This window comes from Variovorax boronicumulans (assembly GCF_009811375.1).
Lineage (GTDB): Bacteria > Pseudomonadota > Gammaproteobacteria > Burkholderiales > Burkholderiaceae_C > Variovorax > Variovorax boronicumulans.
Window position 1 is genome coordinate 1324554 of sequence record NZ_BKDH01000001.1, and the last position, 18692, is coordinate 1343245.

20 protein-coding genes and 1 pseudogene are annotated in these 18692 nt (G+C 66.3%); 12 read left to right on the top strand and 9 right to left on the bottom strand.

Annotation, left to right across the window (positions count from 1 at the left end):
• Positions 1-50: 50 nt before the first annotated feature.
• The 4 genes from VHAB30_RS06125 to VHAB30_RS06140 all read right to left on the bottom strand — a co-directional run bounded on the left by VHAB30_RS06125 (position 51) and on the right by VHAB30_RS06140 (position 3778).
• Positions 51-809: a sulfite exporter TauE/SafE family protein gene (locus tag VHAB30_RS06125; protein WP_174250243.1), complete on the bottom strand. Its 759-nt coding sequence runs from the start codon at positions 807-809 to the stop codon at positions 51-53.
• Between the two features lie 2 nt (positions 810-811).
• Positions 812-2062: an MFS transporter gene (locus VHAB30_RS06130; RefSeq protein ID WP_235926452.1), complete on the bottom strand. Its 1251-nt coding sequence runs from the start codon at positions 2060-2062 to the stop codon at positions 812-814.
• A gap of 83 nt (positions 2063-2145) precedes the next feature.
• Positions 2146-3033 carry a polysaccharide deacetylase family protein gene (locus VHAB30_RS06135; RefSeq protein WP_159276176.1) on the bottom strand — a complete coding sequence of 296 codons (888 nt, stop codon included), beginning with the start codon at positions 3031-3033 and terminating at the stop codon, positions 2146-2148.
• 25 nt (positions 3034-3058) lie between these two features.
• The gene (locus tag VHAB30_RS06140) at positions 3059-3778 is read right to left on the bottom strand and encodes a fumarylacetoacetate hydrolase family protein (RefSeq protein ID WP_159276177.1); all 720 of its coding nucleotides are present in this window, start codon (positions 3776-3778) and stop codon (positions 3059-3061) included.
• Positions 3779-3900: 122 nt separating this feature from the next.
• On the opposite strand from VHAB30_RS06140, the gene VHAB30_RS06145 reads away from it, so the two are divergent.
• Positions 3901-4878, top strand: a complete 978-nt coding sequence (locus VHAB30_RS06145) for an AraC family transcriptional regulator (protein WP_235926454.1) — start codon at positions 3901-3903, stop codon at positions 4876-4878.
• Between the two features lie 194 nt (positions 4879-5072).
• Here the strand turns inward: VHAB30_RS06145 and VHAB30_RS06150 are convergent.
• Positions 5073-5267 (bottom strand): annotated as a pseudogene (locus tag VHAB30_RS06150) (integrase); the annotation flags it as partial.
• A 134-nt stretch (positions 5268-5401) separates the two neighbouring features.
• Here VHAB30_RS06150 and VHAB30_RS06155 point away from each other — a divergent pair.
• Positions 5402-6637, top strand: coding sequence for an iron-containing alcohol dehydrogenase (locus VHAB30_RS06155; RefSeq protein WP_062473398.1), 1236 nt, complete (start codon positions 5402-5404; stop codon positions 6635-6637).
• Between the two features lie 3 nt (positions 6638-6640).
• Here VHAB30_RS06155 and gcvA read toward each other — a convergent pair whose 3' ends face one another.
• The gene (gcvA, locus tag VHAB30_RS06160; RefSeq protein ID WP_082818057.1) at positions 6641-7537 is read right to left on the bottom strand and encodes a transcriptional regulator GcvA; all 897 of its coding nucleotides are present in this window, start codon (positions 7535-7537) and stop codon (positions 6641-6643) included.
• 104 nt (positions 7538-7641) lie between these two features.
• On the opposite strand from gcvA, the gene VHAB30_RS06165 reads away from it, so the two are divergent.
• The 7 genes from VHAB30_RS06165 to VHAB30_RS06195 are packed head-to-tail and all read left to right on the top strand — an operon-like array spanning position 7642 to position 14048.
• Positions 7642-8019, top strand: a complete 378-nt coding sequence (locus tag VHAB30_RS06165; RefSeq protein ID WP_062473394.1) for a Zn-ribbon domain-containing OB-fold protein — start codon at positions 7642-7644, stop codon at positions 8017-8019.
• Positions 8016-9152: a thiolase family protein gene (locus VHAB30_RS06170; protein ID WP_159276178.1), complete on the top strand. Its 1137-nt coding sequence runs from the start codon at positions 8016-8018 to the stop codon at positions 9150-9152. The genes VHAB30_RS06165 and VHAB30_RS06170 overlap by 4 nt, the downstream gene beginning before the upstream one ends.
• A 14-nt stretch (positions 9153-9166) precedes the next feature.
• Positions 9167-9940 carry an SDR family NAD(P)-dependent oxidoreductase gene (locus VHAB30_RS06175; RefSeq protein WP_062482472.1) on the top strand — a complete coding sequence of 258 codons (774 nt, stop codon included), beginning with the start codon at positions 9167-9169 and terminating at the stop codon, positions 9938-9940.
• Between the two features lie 28 nt (positions 9941-9968).
• Positions 9969-10940 carry a Bug family tripartite tricarboxylate transporter substrate binding protein gene (locus VHAB30_RS06180; RefSeq protein WP_082818344.1) on the top strand — a complete coding sequence of 324 codons (972 nt, stop codon included), beginning with the start codon at positions 9969-9971 and terminating at the stop codon, positions 10938-10940.
• An 18-nt stretch (positions 10941-10958) separates the two neighbouring features.
• Positions 10959-12146 (top strand): CaiB/BaiF CoA transferase family protein, encoded by a 1188-nt coding sequence (locus VHAB30_RS06185; protein WP_062482477.1) that lies wholly within the window; start codon positions 10959-10961, stop codon positions 12144-12146.
• Positions 12137-12913 carry an enoyl-CoA hydratase/isomerase family protein gene (locus VHAB30_RS06190; RefSeq protein WP_159276179.1) on the top strand — a complete coding sequence of 259 codons (777 nt, stop codon included), beginning with the start codon at positions 12137-12139 and terminating at the stop codon, positions 12911-12913. The genes VHAB30_RS06185 and VHAB30_RS06190 overlap by 10 nt, the downstream gene beginning before the upstream one ends.
• A 52-nt stretch (positions 12914-12965) precedes the next feature.
• Positions 12966-14048 carry a phosphotransferase gene (locus VHAB30_RS06195; RefSeq protein ID WP_159276180.1) on the top strand — a complete coding sequence of 361 codons (1083 nt, stop codon included), beginning with the start codon at positions 12966-12968 and terminating at the stop codon, positions 14046-14048.
• A gap of 39 nt (positions 14049-14087) precedes the next feature.
• Here the strand turns inward: VHAB30_RS06195 and VHAB30_RS06200 are convergent, their stop codons facing one another.
• From VHAB30_RS06200 to VHAB30_RS06210, 3 genes are read right to left on the bottom strand one after another with little or no spacing between them, the layout of a single operon-like run.
• Complete coding sequence (locus tag VHAB30_RS06200) at positions 14088-14567, bottom strand: hypothetical protein (RefSeq protein ID WP_159276181.1); 480 nt, start codon at positions 14565-14567, stop codon at positions 14088-14090.
• Between the two features lie 36 nt (positions 14568-14603).
• The gene (locus tag VHAB30_RS06205) at positions 14604-15002 is read right to left on the bottom strand and encodes a GlcG/HbpS family heme-binding protein (RefSeq protein WP_062482487.1); all 399 of its coding nucleotides are present in this window, start codon (positions 15000-15002) and stop codon (positions 14604-14606) included.
• A complete protein-coding gene (locus VHAB30_RS06210) occupies positions 14995-15771 on the bottom strand; it encodes an SDR family oxidoreductase (RefSeq protein ID WP_062482489.1) in 777 nt (258 codons plus the stop codon). Before VHAB30_RS06210 ends, VHAB30_RS06205 begins: the two co-directional genes overlap by 8 nt.
• A gap of 83 nt (positions 15772-15854) precedes the next feature.
• On the opposite strand from VHAB30_RS06210, the gene VHAB30_RS06215 reads away from it, so the two are divergent.
• From VHAB30_RS06215 to VHAB30_RS06225, 3 genes are all read left to right on the top strand, one after another.
• On the top strand, positions 15855-16790 hold the full coding sequence (locus tag VHAB30_RS06215) for a LysR family transcriptional regulator (protein ID WP_062482492.1): 936 nt from the start codon (positions 15855-15857) through the stop codon (positions 16788-16790).
• A gap of 385 nt (positions 16791-17175) precedes the next feature.
• Positions 17176-17982 carry an ABC transporter ATP-binding protein gene (locus VHAB30_RS06220; protein ID WP_159276182.1) on the top strand — a complete coding sequence of 269 codons (807 nt, stop codon included), beginning with the start codon at positions 17176-17178 and terminating at the stop codon, positions 17980-17982.
• Entirely contained in the window at positions 17979-18692 is a 714-nt protein-coding gene (locus tag VHAB30_RS06225; RefSeq protein ID WP_159276183.1) for an ABC transporter ATP-binding protein, read from the top strand. Before VHAB30_RS06220 ends, VHAB30_RS06225 begins: the two co-directional genes overlap by 4 nt.

The window sequence follows — 18692 nt, forward strand, 5'->3', positions numbered from 1 at the left end:
GGGTCGACCGAGTGATTGAAGTGACGGAAAGAAGAAAGAGGAAAGCCCGCTCAATACGCCTTGAGAAGAAAGGCCGCCGTCATCGCCAGCCCCGTCAGCACGACGAAGCCGCGCACCACCTCGGGCTTCAGTCGCCGTGCGAGCATGCCGCCGGCATAGCCACCCACCGTGGCACCGAGGGCCATCCACAGCGCGTGCGTCCAGACGATCGCGCCACTGGCCGCGTAAATCGCCACGGCGATCAGCGTCAGGATCGCGGAGACGAAGTTCTTGATGCCGTTCATGCGCCCCATGTCGGTATGCCCCAGCGCACCGAGCACGGCGAGCAGCAGGATGCCGAGGCCACCGTTGAAGTAGCCGCCATAGACGGCAACCGCGGCAATGCCCAGGTCGGCGATCCAACGGCCTCGCGGCTTGTGGTTGTTGTCGGCGGCGAGCCTTCGGCGCACCAGGCCGGGCCCGATCGCGAAGAGCAGCGTCGCGGCCAGCAGAAGCCACGGCACGATGCGGGCAAAGGCATGGTTCGACGTCGACAGCAGCAGCGCCGCACCGGCCGCGCCGCCGAGCACCGACAGCACGCCCAGCCGCAGGAGCGAAGGCGACATCGGCCCCGACAGTTCCTTGCGCAAGGCCCAGGCACCGGCCAGGTAGCCCGGCAGCAACGCGGCGGTCCCGGTGGCGTTGGCCGACACCAGCGGCACGCCGACCATCGCCAGTGCCGGCAGCGTCAGGAAGCTGCCGCCGCCCGCCACGGCATTGAGTGCGCCGGCCAGGGCCGCGCCGCCGCCGAGCAGCGCCCAGTCGAGCAGCATCACGGCTTGCGTGCCGGCAGCGACATGCGGTCGGTGTGCAGCAGCAGCGTGAGCAGCACGCCGACAGCAGCCAGCAGCGTGATCTGCACCAGCCCGGCCGTGCTCCAGCCGAAGCGCGAGGCGATGCCGCCGATGATGAAGCCCGCGACTGCACCCGCGCCGTACAGCGTGGTGACGAACACGCCGGTGGCGCGGCTCGTGAGCGAGGCATGCACCGCCTTGATGTGATACCCCGCCAGGTTCACGTACAGCACGCCGCTCACCACGAAGCCCCACGCGAAGGACAGCGCCGACTGCACCACCATGCCGGTGGGGCCCGAGAACATCAGGAAGCCCAGCAGGCCGGTGCCCACGAAGCTCGCCGAGAGCACGAGCTTGGGATGGAAGCGGTCGCCGAGCCAGCCGCCGAAGATCGATGCGAACACGCCGAAGCCGAAGGTGCTCATCACGCGGCCGGTGTCCGACGGCGTGTAGTGCAGGTGCTCGCGCAGGAAGGTCGGGTACATGCCCAGGTAGCCGTAGATGCAGAGCCCGCCGATGACGCTCATGCCGGTCAGCAGGGCTGTGTTGCGGTTCCACAGGGTGGTGGCGCCGCGCTGGTCGGTGCGCCCGCCGGTGGCCGCCACGTTCTCGGTCATGCGCTTGCTCACGGTGAGCGCGATCACCGCCATGGCCGCAAAGCCCGCGACGCCGAACACGATGAGCGGCAGGCGCCAATCGCGCTCGACGCCGATCAGGTGGCCGCCGAGCAGCGGCCCCAGGATCGCGCCGATGCCGAAGGAGAAGTTGATGGCGCCCACGGCGGTGGCCCGGTAGCGCGCGAAGTAGCTCGCGGCGATGGCGATCACCACCGTCAGTTGCATCGCTTCGCCGATGCCGGTGACGGCCCGGTAGACGATCATGTCGGCGAAGCCGTACGAGTAGGCCGCCAGCAGCGTGCCCAGCGAGAAGATCGCAATGCCGATCTGCAACACCGTCTTGCGCGACAGCCGCGCCAGCAGATAGCCGGTCGGAATGCCGGCCACGGCCATGCCCAGCGTGAAGATGGTGGACAGCAAGCCGGTGTCTGCCAGGCTGAAACCGAACTCCTTGCGCACGTCCGCGGCGATGAGCGGAAAGATCTGTCGGTCCATCGCGTTGAGCGCGTACGAGGCGAGCAGCACCAGGAACATGCCGATCTCCAGCGCGGTGATGGGCGCCTCGCGGCGCGCGCCACCGGCCGGTGAAATGACCGAGGTTGAGGAATGCACGTGTCGTCTCCTTCTCGTCGAGCGAGAAATCTGTTTGTTGTTCGTTCGTTGCCCAGAGTCGCCGGCGCTGTGCCGGCGAAGGTTCACGCGGCGGTGCTAGCGGGGCTTGCCGCGCCGTACCAGTCGAGGATCTGCTCGCCGGTCATGAAGGCCACGTCGTCATGCGTCTGGATGTGCGCCAGCGCTTCACGGAAGTAGCGCAGGCGGTGCGGCGCGCCCATGATGTAGGGGTGCACCACCAGCGCCATGACGCGGGCCGAATCTTTCGCGTCGGCGTAGAGCTGTTCGAACTGGTCGATGGCGCGGTCGCGGTACTCGCTGGCCTTGTGGTGCTGGATCAGCATCATTGCCACGTCGTTGCATTCCTGCGTGTAGGGCACGTTCACGATCGTGCCTCCGTCGCGTGTCTTCAGCCGCACCGGCTGATCGTCGAGCACCCAGTCGCACACGTACTCGTAGCCCTGATCGGCCAGGATGTCGGGCGTGTGCCAGGTCTCGGTGAGCCCCGGGCCGAGCCAGCCGCGCGGGCGCTTGCCGGTGTAGGCGCGAATGGCCTCTGTGGTCTTGGCGATGTCCTCGACCTCGTCGGGGACCTTTTGCATGTTGCGCTGCCCGAAGCCGTGGCCGATGAACTCCCACTGGCGTTCCTTCGCCGCCTTGGCGATGGGCTCGTAGGCGCCGATGGCCGAACCGTTGATGGCGAGCGTGGCGTTGATGCCGAGTGCGTCGATCACTTCGAGCATGCGCCAGAAGCCGACGCGGTTGCCGTACTCGTGCCAGGCCCAGTTCGGGATGTCGGGCATCGGCGAACCGCCGGCCGGTGGCGTCAGCACGGTGCGGGGCATGGTCTCGTCGATGTTCCATTCCTCGACGTTGACGATCACCCAGACGGCCAGTCGTTTGCCGCCGGGCAACTTCAGTGCGGGGCGATCCGCGATGGACGAGTACGAGATGCGTTCGAGTGGTTTCATGGTGTCTCCGTGTGCTGTTGCGGGCTCAGACGATCTCGACCTGCAGGGGCGCGAGCCCGTCGATGCGGCCGGTGAGCTTGTCGCCGCGCTGCACCGGGCCGACCCCTTCGGGCGTCCCGGTGAAGATCAGGTCGCCGGGCAGCAGGCGGTATTGCTTGGACAGCTCGCTGACGATCTCGTGGACATTCCAGATCATCTTTTCGAGCACTGAGTCTTGCCGCACCGCGCCGTTGACCGAGAGGTTGAGTGTTCCCGACCGGATGTGCCCGACCTTCGCCACCGGATGGATCGGGCCGCAGGGCGCCGAGTGGTCGAAAGACTTGCCCTGTTCCCACGGCAGGCCGCGCTTGTTGCATTCGCGCTGGCGGTCGCGCCGGGTCATGTCCAGGCCCGCAGCGTAGCCAAAGACGTGATCCAGCGCATCCTCGGGCGTCACGTTCGACGCATGAGTGCCGATGGCCACGACGAGTTCGAACTCGAACTGGAAATCGTCCGTCAGCGTGGGGTAGGGCACGCGCCCGTCGGTCACCACCGAGTCGGACGGCTTCTGGAAGAAGAACGGCGGATCGCGCTCGTCGCCTTCCTTCATCTCCCGGATGTGGGCCAGGTAGTTGCGGCCCACGCAGTAGACGCGGCGCACGGGAAAACGCTGTTCGCTGTCCACGATGTCGATGGAGATGGGCTGGACTTGAAGGGCGTCGGTACGGGTATCGGTCGCGCGCTCGGCCGTCGGGTGGGGGGACATGGGTTTGTCTCTCTGGAAGGTTTGGAAAGGAGTGGCTAGAGTCTAGGAACGAGGCCTTCTCACCTCAACGCGCAGGCTTGCGCAAAGATATGCAATCCTTGCGATCTTGAGATCAGCTCTTCATGCCACCCACGCCTTCCCTCGACGAATTCGTGCCGCCGCCCCGCGCCGGTGCCGCGCGTGCCGCCATCAGCAACTACACGATGGCGGCGCGGGCACAGCGCGCCTATTTCGGCATTCATGACCAGAGCAACTGCCTGCCGAATCCGGTGCCGCACCGGCACGAGTACTTCCAGATCTACGTCAACACGCGGGGCGAGACCACGCACTACATCGGTGGCAACCAGCGCGCCATCGGCGCCGGCACTGTGAGCTTCGTGCTGCCCTTCCTGGTTCACTACATCCCGAACGCGGCCGACGGCGTGTTCCATGTGATCAACATCAGCAAGGACTACCTGCTGCCGTCACTGGACCTCGACGTGTTCGAGCTGTCGGAGGTGCCGTTGTCGCGCGCGTCCGAGCTCGCGCCTTTCCGGTTCCAGCATTGCCTGGATTTCCGCTTCGATGAAACCGAGACCCACCAGCTCCAAGCGCTGTGCGAACACATGGCGCAGGAAGCGCAGCGGCCGCCGGGCGAAGACACCGCCAGCCACCTGCTGATTCGCAGCCATCTGCTTCATCTGATCGGCATGGTGTGGCGACGTTACGGCGAGGAGTTTCGCAACTGCGAGGCGCAGGGGATGGCCCTGCAGTCGTACCGGCCGGCGGTGCTGCGCTGCATCCGCTACATCAGCCGCAACCTCGCGCAGGAGCTGACGTTGGGCGACGCGGCGCATGCGAGCCATGTGTCGCCCACGCATCTGGCCCACTTGCTGAAGAGCGAAACGGGCAAGACCTTCCTGGAGCTGGTGACCGAACGCCGGATCGAGCGCGCCAAGACGCTGCTGGTCTTTACCGGCGCCTCTGCGGCGGAGATCGGCGAAAGCACCGGTTTCGGAGAGCCGACGCAGTTCGCGCGCCGTTTCGGGCAGATCGTGGGGGCGACGCCTTCTGCGTACCGGCGGCAATTTCAGCGAGGAGGGAATCGGACGTGGGACTGACGGCGCGATGCTCCCAGTAAGCAATCAGGCTCTCGAGCTTGACGTCGGTGGCTGCAAGTCCGACGTGGGTATTCGTTGCATGGCAGTCCTTCGCGTACGGCCGCTCCAGACTGATTGCAGCCGCTCAGATCTTGAGTCCAAATGATTGCCTGCCTCGGAAGCAGTCATTCGTTGGCTGCCAGCGACCGTGCGCTTCAGATCTCGGTCTGCTCTGAAATCTCCAACGCGTCGTCGACCTCAATGCCGAGATATCGCACGGTGGACTCGAGTGTCGAATACCCGAGCAGCAGCTGCACCGCGTACGGATTCTTCGTGCACCGATAGATCAGCGCAGCCTTGGTGCGTTGCATCGGATGGGCCCCGTAGTCGGCACGATGAAGCCCCGGTTCAATTCGCTTCTACGGCAGTCGTCCGACAGGCAATCCTTAGGCGAACTCAATGATCAAGCGATGGAATATGCATTGTGGACCGGCATGACCATCTCTAACCTTGGGCGACATCCTCCACCGCCCAAAGCTTCGACATGTCTTTTGACGAACCGGCCATTCACGACTTTCACGCCCGAACCTATCCGCTGAGAATTTACTCGGGGACGGATGCGCTGATCGAACTCCCCCGGGAACTCCAGCGCGCCGGCGCCTCCCGTGCGCTGATCCTGTGCGGGCGCAGCGTCCGTGAGCGCACCGGGCTCACGCAAGTGATCGAGACCTTGGCGGGTGGCCGCATCGTCGGCATCTTCTCGGGCATCTCCGAAGGCGCGCCTGCGGAGTGCCTCGAGGAGGCTGCTGCGAAGGCGCGCGAGGTGCAGGCCGACGCGCTCATTGCTGTCGGTGCAGGCAGCGTGATCAAGGGCGTGCGCATCGTTGCCATGTTGCTCGGGGAGAACCGTTCCCTGCTGGAAATGGCAACGGTCCATCGCGATGACGAGCCGCCGGTGAGCCAGCGTCTGAATGCGCCGAAGATGCCGATCTTCAATGTGCTGACTTCGCCAACCTCGGCACAAAATCGTGGCGGTTCGGCTGCGCGCTATCGCGGTTCCGCGCATCACCTGGAATTTTTCGATCCCAAGACCCGGCCACGCGCGGTGTTCTGGGACACGAGGGCGCTGGCCACTGCGCCGGCGGCGCTCGCGCGCTCCACGAGCTTCGAGGTCTACTGGTGGGCCTTGATGTGCATGGGGGCCGTGCGCACAGCCAACCCGCTGGTCCAGGCCAGTCGACGGCACGCGTGGGAACTGGCACGACACGCCTATCCGAAGCTGGGCGAAGCGGACGATGCGGCTGCCCGGATCGACCTGTGCGCCGCTGCGTTGCTGCAAAACCGCGACGAGGAAGATGGCGGGCGGCCCTGGTCATGCCAGCTGCTGGCGCGCGCGGCCTACGCGTGCGCCGTCGGCGTCTTCAACCACTACGAAGGGGTGACGCAATCGCGCGGCTATGCGGCCTTTGCACCGGCCATGATCCGTGAACTGGGCGCGGCAGTGCCCGAGGTGGCGCACGCGATGGGCGAGGCACTGGGCACGGAACTGCCATCGAGCGGCAACGGCACCGAGACGGCCGCGCAGGTCGCGGCGCAAGTGGCACGCAACTTCCAGGCGCAAGGGTGGCGGACTGACTTGCACGATTGTGGAATCCCCGCCGCCGATGCGCCCCGGCTGCTCGCGCTCGCACTGCGCAACTTCAACGCCAATCACGACCGGCTGCTGGATCGCCATCGCGAGGCGATGCTCGCCGCCATCACCAGGACGATCGCTCCCTAGCGCTCAGGTGGTGCTGTTTCGCACCTCCTGCCGGATCCATTGAAGAAAGGATCCGAAGGCCGGTGTTGCCGCGCGCGCGGTGGACCACACGAGGTAGTAGCCGTTGTCGCTGCGCGCGACCAGGTCGAAGGGGGCGACGAGTGTGCCGACCTTGAGCAACTCCACAGCGTAGGCGCGCTGGACGATGGCGACGCCCAGCCCATCGACAGCCCCCTGGATCGCGAGCGAGGAGTTCTCGAACGACAAGCGGCGCTTGGGCTTGAGCTTCGCCAACCCGGCGTGGTCGAGCCAGCGTTGCCAATCGTCCATGCGACGCACGGAATGCAGGAGCGTCGCCTTCGACAGGTCGGCGGGTGTCGCGAGCGGGCATGTGTCGCGCAGGAACGCGGGGCTGCAGACGGGTTGGAAGGCGTCGTCGAACAACCTCAGACCGTCAAGGCCTGGAGGTACATCGGTTCCCATGAAGGAGGCCATGTCCACGTCCTCGGCTTCAAAGCGGATTTCGCGAAAGCTCGTCATGAGCTGGATGTCCAGCTCGGGATGCGCCCCGTGGAAACGGGACAGGCGGGGCACCAGCCACTTCTCTGCGAGCGTGGGCAGCAGGCACAGCTTGAGCGTGTCGTGACGCGGTCCGCGCGCGATGGCGTTCAGCGTCAGTTCGATCGTCTGAAATGCCTGCGTGAGCGCGGGCCGCAGCACTTGGCCCGCGTCCGTCAGTTCGACCGAGCGGCCCTTGCGCCGCAGCAGCGGCACGCCCACGACTTCCTCGAGCAGTTTGACTTGCTGGCTCACCGCGCCGGGTGTGACGCACAACTCCGCCGCAGCATTCGAGACGCTTTGATGGCGCGCGGTGGCTTCAAAGGCTCGCAGGCCGAGAAGGGGCAGGCGGCTACGGTTCATTTGATTTAGTACTTCTAAAAGGTTCAGGGGAAAAAACTGCCTTGTTTTAGGATGGGCAGCTACATAAACTGAAATCTAGCCAATCTAAAACGACGAGGCAAGACATGGAAATCACCAAGTACCCTGAACCGCACTTCCGCAATGATGCGGACGGCATGACGCTGCTGGGGGCGCGCTACCGCGACACCGGCGAGTTGCGCTTCCCACCCCCCGAGTTTCTCCAGGCCGGAGAGGCCGCGGAGCCGGTTTCCATGGGCGCCAGCGGGCGTCTGTACACCTTCACCACGGTTCATCCCGCCAAGGCGGCCGCGTACGCGCTGGGCATGGTCGACTTCGACAACGGCCTGCGGGTGTTTGGCCGCCTGGCCTGGCCCGAGGGCAGCGAGCCCGCCATCGGTGACCTGGTGCATGCCGTCGCGTTCGAACTCCCGGACGGCACGCCGGATTACGCCTTTGCGCCGCTGAAGGGAGCCGCAGCATGAACGAGCCGTTGATCACCGGTGTCGGCATCTCCGACTTCGGCCGCTTTGCGCATCTCAACGAAGAGGCGCTCGCGCAGGCCGCCATCCTGTCCGCGTTGAAGGACGCAGGGGTGGGCATGCGCGATGTGCAGGCCTTTTACTGCGGCAACGCGCTCGGCGGCCACCTGCCCGGCCAGCGCGCGCTGCGAGAGCTGGGCACCGGCGGCGAAGCCGTCTACAACATCGACAACGCCTGCTCGAGCGGGGCCACCGCGTTTCACCTGGCGTTGCAGGCGCTTCGCGCGGGGCAGTACGAGACGGTGCTGGTCTTCGGCATGGACCACCTGAGCGGTCTCGGCGGCGGCGCGCTGCCCATGAACGAACGCGACTGGAACAACCGGCGCGGCATGATCATGCCCGCGCTCTACGCGATGCGCGCGAAGCGCTACATGCACGAGCGCGGCGTTCCGGCCGAGGTGCTGGCGGATGTGGCGGTGAAGAACCGACGCCACGGCATGCTCAACCCCATCGCGACCTTCTGCCGCCCCGTGACGCGCGAAGAGGTGTTGGCTTCACGCATGGTGGCCGATCCGCTGACGCTGCTGCAGTGCTGCCCGGGTGTGGTGGACGGCGCTGCCGCGCTGGTGCTCAGCACACGTCCTTCCCGAGGCACGGCGAAGCCGGTGCGCGTGCTGGCCTCGGTGGTGCAGTCGGGCCTGTTCGAGATCAACCAGGTGGACATGACCGAGGCGGAAATCACGCGGCGCGCGGCGCGGCTGGCGTACGAGCAGGCCGGTGTCGGCGCTGGCGATCTCAGCCTGATTGAGCTGCACGATGCCTTCACCATTTCCGAGCTGCTGTACTACGAGGCACTCGGCCTGTGTGAGCCTGGGGAAGGGCCGGGATTGCTGGCCAGCGGCGCCACGGCGCTCGGCGGGCGCATTCCCGTGAACGCGAGCGGCGGTTTGCTGGCCAAGGGGCATCCGCCGGGCGCCACGGGTGTCGCGCAGATCGTCGAGCTGTGCGAGCAGCTGCAGCAGCGCGCCGGCAAGCGGCAGGTGCAAGGCGCCCGCCTTGGCCTGAGCCAGGTGACGGGCGGCGGCATCTGGGGCGTGGACCATGCCGCGTGTTCCATTCACATCCTCGCTGCGTGAAGAAGGAGCCCGTCATGACAGACCACATCATCCCCAACGAGTTGGCCGGCCTGACCGCCATCGTGACGGGCGGCGCCCGGGGCATCGGCCTGGGCATCGCCCGAAGCCTGGCCGAGGTCGGATGCCGCATTGCCCTCTGGGACATCGACGCGGACGCGCTCCATGCCGCGACTGCAGCGCTCAGAGCGGAAGGTGCCGAGGTGTCTGCGCGCCGCGTGAGCGTGACGTCGCCGGAAGATGTCCAGGCCGCCACCGCCGAGCTCCTGGAGCGCAATGGCCGCATCGACGTGCTTGTCAACAACGCGGGCATCGGCGGCGACAAGCTCGTCACGAAGATGGAGCTCGACTTCTGGCAGCGTGTCATCGAGACCAACCTGACCTCGCAATTCATCTGCTGCAAGGCGGTGCTTCCGACGATGGTCGCGCAGAAGTTCGGCCGAATCATCAATCTGTCTTCGCGCGCCTGGCTGGGCAACCGCGGCCAAGCCAGCTACTCGGCGTCGAAGGGCGGCGTCGTCAGCCTGACCCGCAGCCTGGCGCTGGAGTTCGCGCGCAGCGGCGTCACGGCCAATGCCATTGCGCCGGGGATCGTGGAAACCCCGCTGTTCGGCACGCTCGCGGCCCAGGCCCAGGAAGACCTCAAGCGCACCGTTCCCATGCAGCGCATCGGCCAGGCCGAGGATGTCGCCAACGCGGTGCGCTTCTTCGCTTCGCCAGCGTCCAGCTATGTGACGGGGCAGGTGTTGTACGTGTGCGGCGGGCGCAGCCTGAGCAGCGCATCGGTCTGACACCGGCCTCACAAGGAAAGGAGACAACATGAAAAGAAGAGAGTTCACGTTGGCAGCCGCCGCCGCGCTGCTGGCACCGGCAGCGTCCGTGCGGGCAGACAACTATCCGTCGAAGCCCGTGCGCCTGATCGTGCCGTATCCGCCCGGTGGTGGCACCGACACCGTCGCCCGCGCCGTGTTCGAGCGTGTCGCCACGCTCATGGGGCAGCCCTTCGTGGTGGACAACAAGGCCGGCGCCGGCACCACCATCGGCCTGGGCGAGCTGGCGCGGTCCCGCCCCGATGGCTACACCGTCGGCGTCGGCGGCACCAGCGACCCGCTGCTGCCCCTTCTGTACGACAGGCTGGCGTTCAATCCCTCGGCCGACCTGACGTTCGTGGCCACGCTGGCGACGGTGCCCATCGTGCTGGCTGCCGGTCCGAGCATTCCTGCCAAGACCCTGCAGGAGCTGCTCGCCGCCGGGCGCGCAAAGGGGGCGCAACCGCTGGCCTATGCCTCGCCCGGGACCGCCTCGCCGCACCATCTGGCAGGCATCTACCTGGGCGAGATGGCGGGCCTTCCGCTGGTGCATGTGCCGTACAAGGGCACCTCGCAGGCGCTGACCGATCTGGTCGGTGGTCACGTGCCGCTCGCCATGCTGGGCCTGCCTTCGGCCTTGCCGTTCGCACGCCAGGGCAAGCTGAAGATCCTCGGCGTCGCGACCGCGCAGCGCTCCGCCCTGGCGCCCGAGATCCCCACCATCAGCGAGAGCGGGGTGCCGGGCTTCAATGCCGGCTACTGGTGGCATGTGACCGTGCCGACCGGCACGCCGCAAGCAGTCATCGCGCAGCTGCGCGATGCGGTGGACAAGGCGCTGCGCACCCCGGCGCTGACCGAGTCCCTGCTCAAGAGCGGCTTCGAGCCGATGCTGCTGTCGCCCGCCGAGGCGGAGAAGGCACTCAGGGAGGACACCGCCAAGTGGACGAAGGTGATCCGCGCGAACAACCTTCGCGGCGGCTGACCGAGGAGACGAATCGACATGCTTGGAGACTCCCTCAACGGCATCCGCGTCATCGACTTCACCCAGGTCGCCGCAGGACCGGTGTGCACGCAGACACTCGCCGACCTCGGCGCGGATGTCGTCAAGATCGAGGCGCCCACAGGCGAGCTGTGCCGCGCGCTGGCACCCTTCGTCCAGGGGCAGAGCCTCGGATTCATGGCGCTCAACGGCAACAAGCGCAGCGTGGCGCTTGACCTCAAGAACCCGCAGCAGCGCGAAGCGGCGCTCCAGCTCGCCGCCGACGCGGACGTGGTGGTCGAGAGCTTCCGTCCGGGCGTGATGCAGCGGCTCGGCCTGGGCTACGAGGACGTGCGGCAACGCAATCCGGGCGTCATCTATTGCTCCGTCTCTGCTTACGGGCAGGAGGGGATGTGGCAGCACAAGCCAGGCGTTGATGGTGTGCTGCAGGCGGTCTCCGGCCTGATGAGCGTGACGGGCTTGCCGGAGGCGCCGCCATGCAAGGTGCAGGTGCCGGTCGTCGACATGGTGACCGGCTACGTCGCCGCCATCGGCGTGCTGGGAGCGCTGGCGCGGCGCCGACGTGAGGGAGAGGGCGATCGCGAAGGCGAATGGATCGACGCCAGCATGTTTGCGTCCGCCATCGCGTTGCAGCAGATGAGTTTCGCCAGCTACTTCGCCGACGGGGTTCCCCCGGCGCGCATCGGCAGCGCCGCGCCCTATGCCGCGCCCAACGAGGCACTGCGTTGTGCGGATGGCTGGATCATGCTTGCCGCCTACCACCCGTCGCGCTGGGAGGCGCTGTGCGGGGTCCTCGAATGCCCCGGGCTGCTGACCGACCCACGCTTTCGTGAGCTGTCGGCCCGCATTGCGCACCGTCGCGAGCTGGTGCAGTTGCTGGAAGAGCGCATGACGCGCCGCCCGCGCGCCGAATGGCTGAAGCGCTTCGAGGCGGTGGACATCATCTGCGCGCCGATCAACGACTACTCGGAAGTCATCGCCTCGCCGGCATTCGCGGATGCGAGGTTGTCCGAGACGGTGCGCCATCCGATTGCCGGCGAGCTGACCCTGCCCGGGACGCCGTTGCGCGCGGTGGGCGAGGTGCCGCGCGCCCGACGTCCCGCGCCGCTCGTGGGGGAGCACACCCGCGAGGTGTTGCGTGCCGCCGGGATCGCTCACGACAACGAAGGAGACACGACATGCCTGTGACGCTCGAGGTGCGCGATTTCATTGCCACCGTGACCCTGAATCGCCCGGAAGCGATGAACGCGATCGACCCGGAGTCCGCCGCGCAGTTGCACGAAGCCTGGAACGAGATATCGGTCCGCAAGGACGTGCGGGTCGGCATTCTCACGGGAGCGGGCGAACGGGCCTTCTGTACCGGCGCCGATCTGAAGAAGACCATGCCGCCCGCAGAGAGCTTTGCCGAACTGCATTTCGGCTCGAGGGCCGGCCTCCCGCCCGTGTCGACCCTGCAGACGCCCAAGCCGATGATCGCCGCGATCAACGGCTTCGCGTTGGGAGGCGGACTCGAGATGGCGATGCTCTGCGACATCCGGATCGCTGCGAGCACCGCGGTATTCGGCCTGCCGGAGGTCTGCATCGGGAGCATCCCGGCCGGCGGTGGTACGCAGCGCCTCGTGCGCGCGGTGGGCCAGTCGGACGCGATGCTGCTGCTGTTGACCGGCGAGCGCATCGACGCCCAGGAAGCGTTGCGCATCGGCCTGGTCAGCCGGGTGGTTGCGCCACCGGATCTCGCGTTGGCCGCGCGGTCGATCGCGCAGCGCATCGCCTCGAATGCACCCCTGGCCGTGGTCACTGCCAAGAGGCTCGCCCAGGTCGGCCGCGAGTTGCCGTTGACGGCCGGCCTCGAATTGGAGCAGCAGAGCTTCGGCAACCTGCGCGATTCCGACGATCGGATCGAAGGGCGTCGTGCCTTCGCCGAGAAGCGCGCGCCGAGTTTTCAGGGGCGTTGACCCCCGCGAACTGCGCCGGGCGCTTCACGCCGATCAAGACCATTGGAGAGACATGACCCAGGACGCCAAGAATTTCGCCGGCACACGTGCCATTTCCCCGCAGCATCGATTCGATGTGAACGCGCTCGCTGCCTGGCTCGAAAGCAACCTCGAAGGTTTCGCCGGCCCGCTCACGGTGGAGATGTTCAAGGGAGGGCAATCCAACCCGACCTACAAGCTCGTGACACCTGCCCGAAGCTACGTGATGCGCGCCAAGCCGGGGCCCGTCGCGAAGCTGCTGCCTTCTGCGCATGCCGTGGAGCGTGAGTTCAAGGTCATGAGTGGCCTTGCCGGTACCGACGTGCCGGTGCCGCGCGTGTACTGCCTGTGCGAAGACGAGTCGGTCATCGGCCGTGCGTTCTACATCATGGAGTTCGTCCAGGGCCGAGTGCTGTGGGACCAGTCCCTGCCAGGCATGAGCAACGTTGAGCGCGCGGCGATCTACGACGAGATGAACCGCGTGATCGCCGCCCTGCATGCGGTGAAGTTCGTGGAGCACGGCCTCGCCGATTTCGGAAGGCCCGGCAACTATGTCGAGCGCCAGATCGGCCGCTGGAGCAAGCAGTACGTTGCATCCGCCACTCAGGAGATTCCCGAGATGGAGCGATTGATGGCGTGGTTGCCGGCGCATGTGCCCGAAAGCGCTCGCGATGAACGGATGGTCTCGATCGCGCATGGCGACTTCCGCCTCGACAACCTGATCTTCCACCCCACCGAGCCACGCGCGATCGCCGTGCTCGACTGGGAGTTGTCCACGCTCGGCCATCCGCTCGCGGACTTCAGCTACCACTGCATGTCGTGGCACATCACGCCTCGGATGTTTCGCGGCATCGGCGGACTCGACCTGGAGCGCCTGGGCATTCCGACCGAGAGCGATTACATCCGCAGGTACTGCGATCGCACCGGCATCACGACGCCTGAGGCGCTGGCGCCCGATTGGAATTTCTACCTGGCCTACAACCTGTTCCGCATGGCGGCGATCCTGCAGGGCATCGCCAAGCGGGTCGAGGCGGGCACGGCGTCGAGCGCGCAGGCCGAGGCCGGGGGTGCGCGGCCGATGGCCGAACTGGCGTGGCATTTCGCGCCGCGGGCCTGAGCACGATGGCGGCCTGCTGGACTCCTTGCCCGTACGGGTTCAGAGCGACTGCAGCCAGGAGAGGTAGCCGGCAGCTCGCCGTTCCGCGCTGCCGTCGAGAAGGAAGATCATTGCCGCCTGCACCGCAAGACCAGCTCCCGCGCCTTGCCAGACGGAGCTCTGCGGCGCCAGGATGACGAGCAGGATCCCGGCTGCGGCGAGCGCGAACTCGATCCAGCGATTCCTCGCAAATTCGTTCATGACGACCTGCATGCGAGGAATTTCCTCGATGCCCAGGCGCACCCGCTCGTTCGCGACGATGTGCTGGACGCGCGCGAGGTCTTGCGGGCTGCGCCACCAGACGGAGCCGCCGACACCCAGCTGGACCAGCGCCGCCAAGACAAGCGGGCCCGCCGCACCACGCCAGAACGCGCTGTGGCGCCAGGTCCATGTGGCCACGGCGATCGCGGTCACCGCGACGGCGACGAACATCAGGCCACCCCATCGCTCCGCATGGAAGTAGGTCTCGGCCGTGTTCATCCGAAGGTCCGGCGCGGGGAGCCGCTGCATCACGCCTCAGGCCACGGCCGCTCTGGCGAGGGCGGCGTCCTGCTCCGGCGTTCCACCGGACACCCCGAGCGCTCCGGTCAGTGCCCCATCCGCGTCGAAGATCGGCAGGCCGCCGCCCATCAACAGCAGGCCCCCTGCATGGACGTGGTCGAAGTGCGGGACCGGGGCCCCTACCTGCAGCGGTGCGTTCAGCGATTCGCTGGGCATGCGGAACATCACCGAAGCGCGCGCCTTGGCCAGCGCCAGTTCGTTGGACGCCAGCCATGCATCATCCATGCGCGAGAAGGTCACGAGGTTGGCGCCGCGATCCAGGATCGCAAACACCGCGTTGAGGCCTGCATCCTTGGCCGCCTGGCGGCCGCGGGCCACGATGCGATGCGCCTCGTCGATGGCGATGTCAGGCATTCTGGGTCCACTCCGTCTCCTGCCATTGCTTGGCCACGTCGACCGTCGCGAACGGGCGCATCGTGCGATACAGGTGTTCCTTGGCAGGGATGATCTCGACCATCGCATCGATCATTTCCTGCGGGTCTTCCTGGTTGGCCAGGCCTTCGGTGAAGTCGGGCATCGGAACGACCGCGGTCTTGGGGTCGTACCACTGGACATGGCTTTCCACGCCCGTGTCGTTGAACCCGGTGAGGAAGGCGCCCGGATTGACGGTGGCCACCTTGACGCCGAAGGGCGCGAGCTCGACCTTCATCGAGCCCGCGATGGCCTCGATCGCGTGCTTGGTCGCGCAGTAGATGCCAAGGAAAGGCACCACCAGGATGCCGCCCATGGACGAGGTCCACACCACCTTGCCGGCGCGGCGGGCCACCATCTTGGGCACGATGGCCTGGACCAGTTCGAGGTGCCCGAACACGTTGATGTCGAACGACTCGCGCGCCCGCTGCATCGGGATGTCGGTGATGGGCCCGGCCTCCATGACGCCGGCATTGAGCACCAGCACGTCAGGATCGAAGGAGCCCGCGTGGGCGATATCGATCTTGTCGAGCAGATTGAGCTTGATCACCTCCAGCTCGACGCCTGCTTCGGCCGCATCGGCACGCAGTTCGCGAACCTGTGGCCATGTTTCGGCGCCGGCCACCACCTTGTGGCCAAGCCGTGCCAATGCAATGGCCGTGCCGCGGCCGAAACCCGAGCTTGCGCCCGTCATCAAGATCTTCTGGGACATGAATGAGTACCTGCGAGTGAATCGTGCATTCAGTCTAGGAAGACCGTACGATCAAAACAATCCCATCAATTCTTGTTGTGCCGGTGAATCCCATTCATCAATTCAAGGGCTGTGACCTGCTCTCCCTGAATGTGTTCCTTGCCGTCGCGGCGCATGCCAGCTTTCGCGAGGCAGGAAAGGAACTCGGCATCACCGCATCGGCGGTGAGCCATTCCATCAAGGCGCTGGAGCAGCGCCTGTCGGTCAGGCTGCTCAACCGGACCACGCGCAGCGTGTCGCTGACCGATGCAGGGGAGCGATTGGCGGCAACGCTGCGGCCCGCACTCTCGTCAGTGGCCGGCGCCCTGCAGGAGATCGACAGCTTCGGCGGCATCCCGAGCGGCACCCTGCGGATCAATTCCAGCGAAGGCGCGGTCCGCCTGGTGCTGCAGCCGGTGCTGGCGCGCTTTCTGCGCGAGAACCCGCAGGTTCACCTCGACATCGTGTGCGACGGAAAGCTCAGTGACATCGTGGCCCACGGTTTCGATGCGGGCATCCGGCTGGCGGAGGCCGTCCCGCAGGACATGGTGTCGATCCGCGTGGGTGCGCCGGTGCGTTTCGCCGCGGTGGCTTCGCCGGGCTATCTGGCGGCACGTGGACGACCTGCCGTGCCGCAGGATCTGCATGGCCATGACTGCATCCGCTTCCGCTTCGACAGCGGCGCGATTTATCGCTGGGAGTTCGAGCGCCACGGAAACGCCGAGACCGTCAACGTCAACGGTCCGCTCACCCTGACTGACCAGCCCTTGATGGTCGATGCAGCCATCGACGGCATCGGCATCGCCTTCGTGCCCGATCACCTCGCAGCTAGCGCGCTGAGCGACGGGCGACTCGAGCGTGTGCTGGATGCGTGGTGCCCGGCATATCCAGGCCTGTGCCTCTACTACTCCGGTCACCGGCATGTTTCCAGCGCGTTGCGCGCGCTGATCGCGATGCTGCGCGAGGCGCTCCAGAACGACGTTCAGCACGAGCGCGCCTGAATTCGTGCGCGTGAGCGCAGGGCGCGCAGTCATCTGCGCAGCCACGATTTTTCTCAGCTGAATCCGCGGGCGAAAGGAACGCTCTCGGCATCTCCCTGGGGCGGAAGTCCCTCGTCATTTCAACGCACCGAAGCCTTGCGTATCGCTGCACGAACGACACCCATGAACCCCGCGGCGTCGAGGGCGAAAAGGGCAGGGTCGTTTCAATAGAACTAAAGACAAGGCAGATTATTTGTGCATTGTTCCGGCAGTGCGCGCGGCCTAAAGTTCCCGCACCAAACAACGAAGAGACAAGCTTTCTCTGCAAGGAGGAAGTCAGCGCGAATGCAACCGGTGCATGTGGGCCTCCGCCTGCGAAGCCGAGCGCTGCGCGTGCGCGAATGCCATGAACCCTTCCCTGGAATCGATCACCCGGCCCGACCCGAACGCACCGCTGCTGCGTGTGCGCGACGTGGTCGTCAGGTTTGGCGGCATCGTCGCGCTCGACCAAGTGAGCTTCGATGTGCCCAAGCAGAAGATCGTTGGACTCATCGGGCCCAACGGCGCGGGAAAGACCACGCTGTTCAACTGCCTGAGCAGACTGTACGAGACCACTTCCGGCGGCATCGAACTCGACGGCCTTTCCATCCTGGACCTGCCGGCCCATGCGATGGCGGCACGCGGCATCGGACGCACGTTCCAGAACCTCGCGCTGTTCCCGAGTGCGACCGTGTTCGAGAACATCCTCATCGGCTGCCATACGCGCAAACACGGCAATCTCCTGGCCGACATGCTCAGCCTGCGGCGCAGCCGGCAGGTCAACCGCGCGGCGGCTGCCGTGGCGAACGAACTGATCGCCTATCTGCGACTGGGCGACGTCGCGCACCGCAAGGTCGCGCAGCTGCCCTTCGGCACGCAGAAGCGCGTGGAGTTCGCGCGAGCGCTGGCGATGAAGCCCCGGCTGCTGCTGCTCGACGAGCCGGCTTGCGGTCTGAATCATGAAGAAGTCGAAGGGCTGGCCGAGCTCATCCGCGGGACGCAGCGTGATTTCGACCTGACGGTGTTGCTGGTGGAGCACCACATGGGCCTGGTGATGGGCATCTCGGACTGGATCGTTGCACTCAACTTCGGCCGCAGGATCGCCGCCGGGACGCCTGCCCAGGTGCAGGCGAGCCCGGAGGTCATCGCTGCATATCTGGGGGAATCCAAATGACGCCGCTGCTGCAGGTGAAGAAGCTGTCCGCCTCCTACGGGGCCATCACGGTGCTGCACGGCATTGACCTCGACGTGAAGCGCGGCAGCGTCACGGCGCTGCTTGGCGCCAACGGAGCGGGCAAGACGAGCGCGCTGAGAGCCATCTGCGGTCTGTTGACGCGCAAGGGTTCCATGGAGCTGGACGGCAGGCCGCTCATAGGCATGGGCACGGAGGACATCGCCCGCCTGGGCATCAGCCACGTGCCCGATGGGCGCGGCACCTTCACCCATCTGAGTGTCGAGGACAACCTGCGCCTGGGCGGGATCTTCCAGAAAGACAAGAAGCAACTGGCGTCCGACATCGAGCGGATGTACGAGTACTTCCCGATCCTCAAGGCGCGCCGCCTGCAGCAAGCCGGCCTGCTTTCGGGAGGGGAGCAACAGATGCTTGCCGTGGGCAGGGCCTTGATGTCGCGCCCTCGCTTGCTGCTGCTCGACGAGCCGTCGTTTGGCCTGGCGCCCAAGGTTGTCGCGGAGATCTTCGCGATCTTCCGCCAGCTCAACGAGAAGGAGGGGCTGAGCATTCTGCTGGTCGAACAGAACGCAGCCCTGGCCCTCGACATCGCGCAGGAGGCCTACTTGATCGAGACCGGCCGCATCGTCTTCTCGGGTTGCGCCGCCAGCGTGCAGAACAACGAAGGCATCCGTCGCGCATACCTGGGAGGCTGA

Bases quoted from the DNA above. Each gene is read 5' to 3' on its own strand.
- VHAB30_RS06135 (WP_159276176.1), bottom strand. From the start codon at position 3,033: ATGAAACCACTCGAACGCATCTCGTACTCGTCCATCGCGGATCGCCCC.
- VHAB30_RS06140 (WP_159276177.1), bottom strand. From the start codon at position 3,778: ATGTCCCCCCACCCGACGGCCGAGCGCGCGACCGATACCCGTACCGAC.
- VHAB30_RS06145 (WP_235926454.1), top strand. From the start codon at position 3,901: ATGCCACCCACGCCTTCCCTCGACGAATTCGTGCCGCCGCCCCGCGCC.
- VHAB30_RS06155 (WP_062473398.1), top strand. From the start codon at position 5,402: ATGTCTTTTGACGAACCGGCCATTCACGACTTTCACGCCCGAACCTAT.
- gcvA (WP_082818057.1), bottom strand. From the start codon at position 7,537: ATGAACCGTAGCCGCCTGCCCCTTCTCGGCCTGCGAGCCTTTGAAGCC.
- VHAB30_RS06165 (WP_062473394.1), top strand. From the start codon at position 7,642: ATGGAAATCACCAAGTACCCTGAACCGCACTTCCGCAATGATGCGGAC.
- VHAB30_RS06170 (WP_159276178.1), top strand. From the start codon at position 8,016: ATGAACGAGCCGTTGATCACCGGTGTCGGCATCTCCGACTTCGGCCGC.
- VHAB30_RS06175 (WP_062482472.1), top strand. From the start codon at position 9,167: ATGACAGACCACATCATCCCCAACGAGTTGGCCGGCCTGACCGCCATC.
- VHAB30_RS06180 (WP_082818344.1), top strand. From the start codon at position 9,969: ATGAAAAGAAGAGAGTTCACGTTGGCAGCCGCCGCCGCGCTGCTGGCA.
- VHAB30_RS06185 (WP_062482477.1), top strand. From the start codon at position 10,959: ATGCTTGGAGACTCCCTCAACGGCATCCGCGTCATCGACTTCACCCAG.
- VHAB30_RS06190 (WP_159276179.1), top strand. From the start codon at position 12,137: ATGCCTGTGACGCTCGAGGTGCGCGATTTCATTGCCACCGTGACCCTG.
- VHAB30_RS06195 (WP_159276180.1), top strand. From the start codon at position 12,966: ATGACCCAGGACGCCAAGAATTTCGCCGGCACACGTGCCATTTCCCCG.
- VHAB30_RS06200 (WP_159276181.1), bottom strand. From the start codon at position 14,567: ATGAACACGGCCGAGACCTACTTCCATGCGGAGCGATGGGGTGGCCTG.
- VHAB30_RS06205 (WP_062482487.1), bottom strand. From the start codon at position 15,002: ATGCCTGACATCGCCATCGACGAGGCGCATCGCATCGTGGCCCGCGGC.
- VHAB30_RS06210 (WP_062482489.1), bottom strand. From the start codon at position 15,771: ATGTCCCAGAAGATCTTGATGACGGGCGCAAGCTCGGGTTTCGGCCGC.
- VHAB30_RS06220 (WP_159276182.1), top strand. From the start codon at position 17,176: ATGAACCCTTCCCTGGAATCGATCACCCGGCCCGACCCGAACGCACCG.
- VHAB30_RS06225 (WP_159276183.1), top strand. From the start codon at position 17,979: ATGACGCCGCTGCTGCAGGTGAAGAAGCTGTCCGCCTCCTACGGGGCC.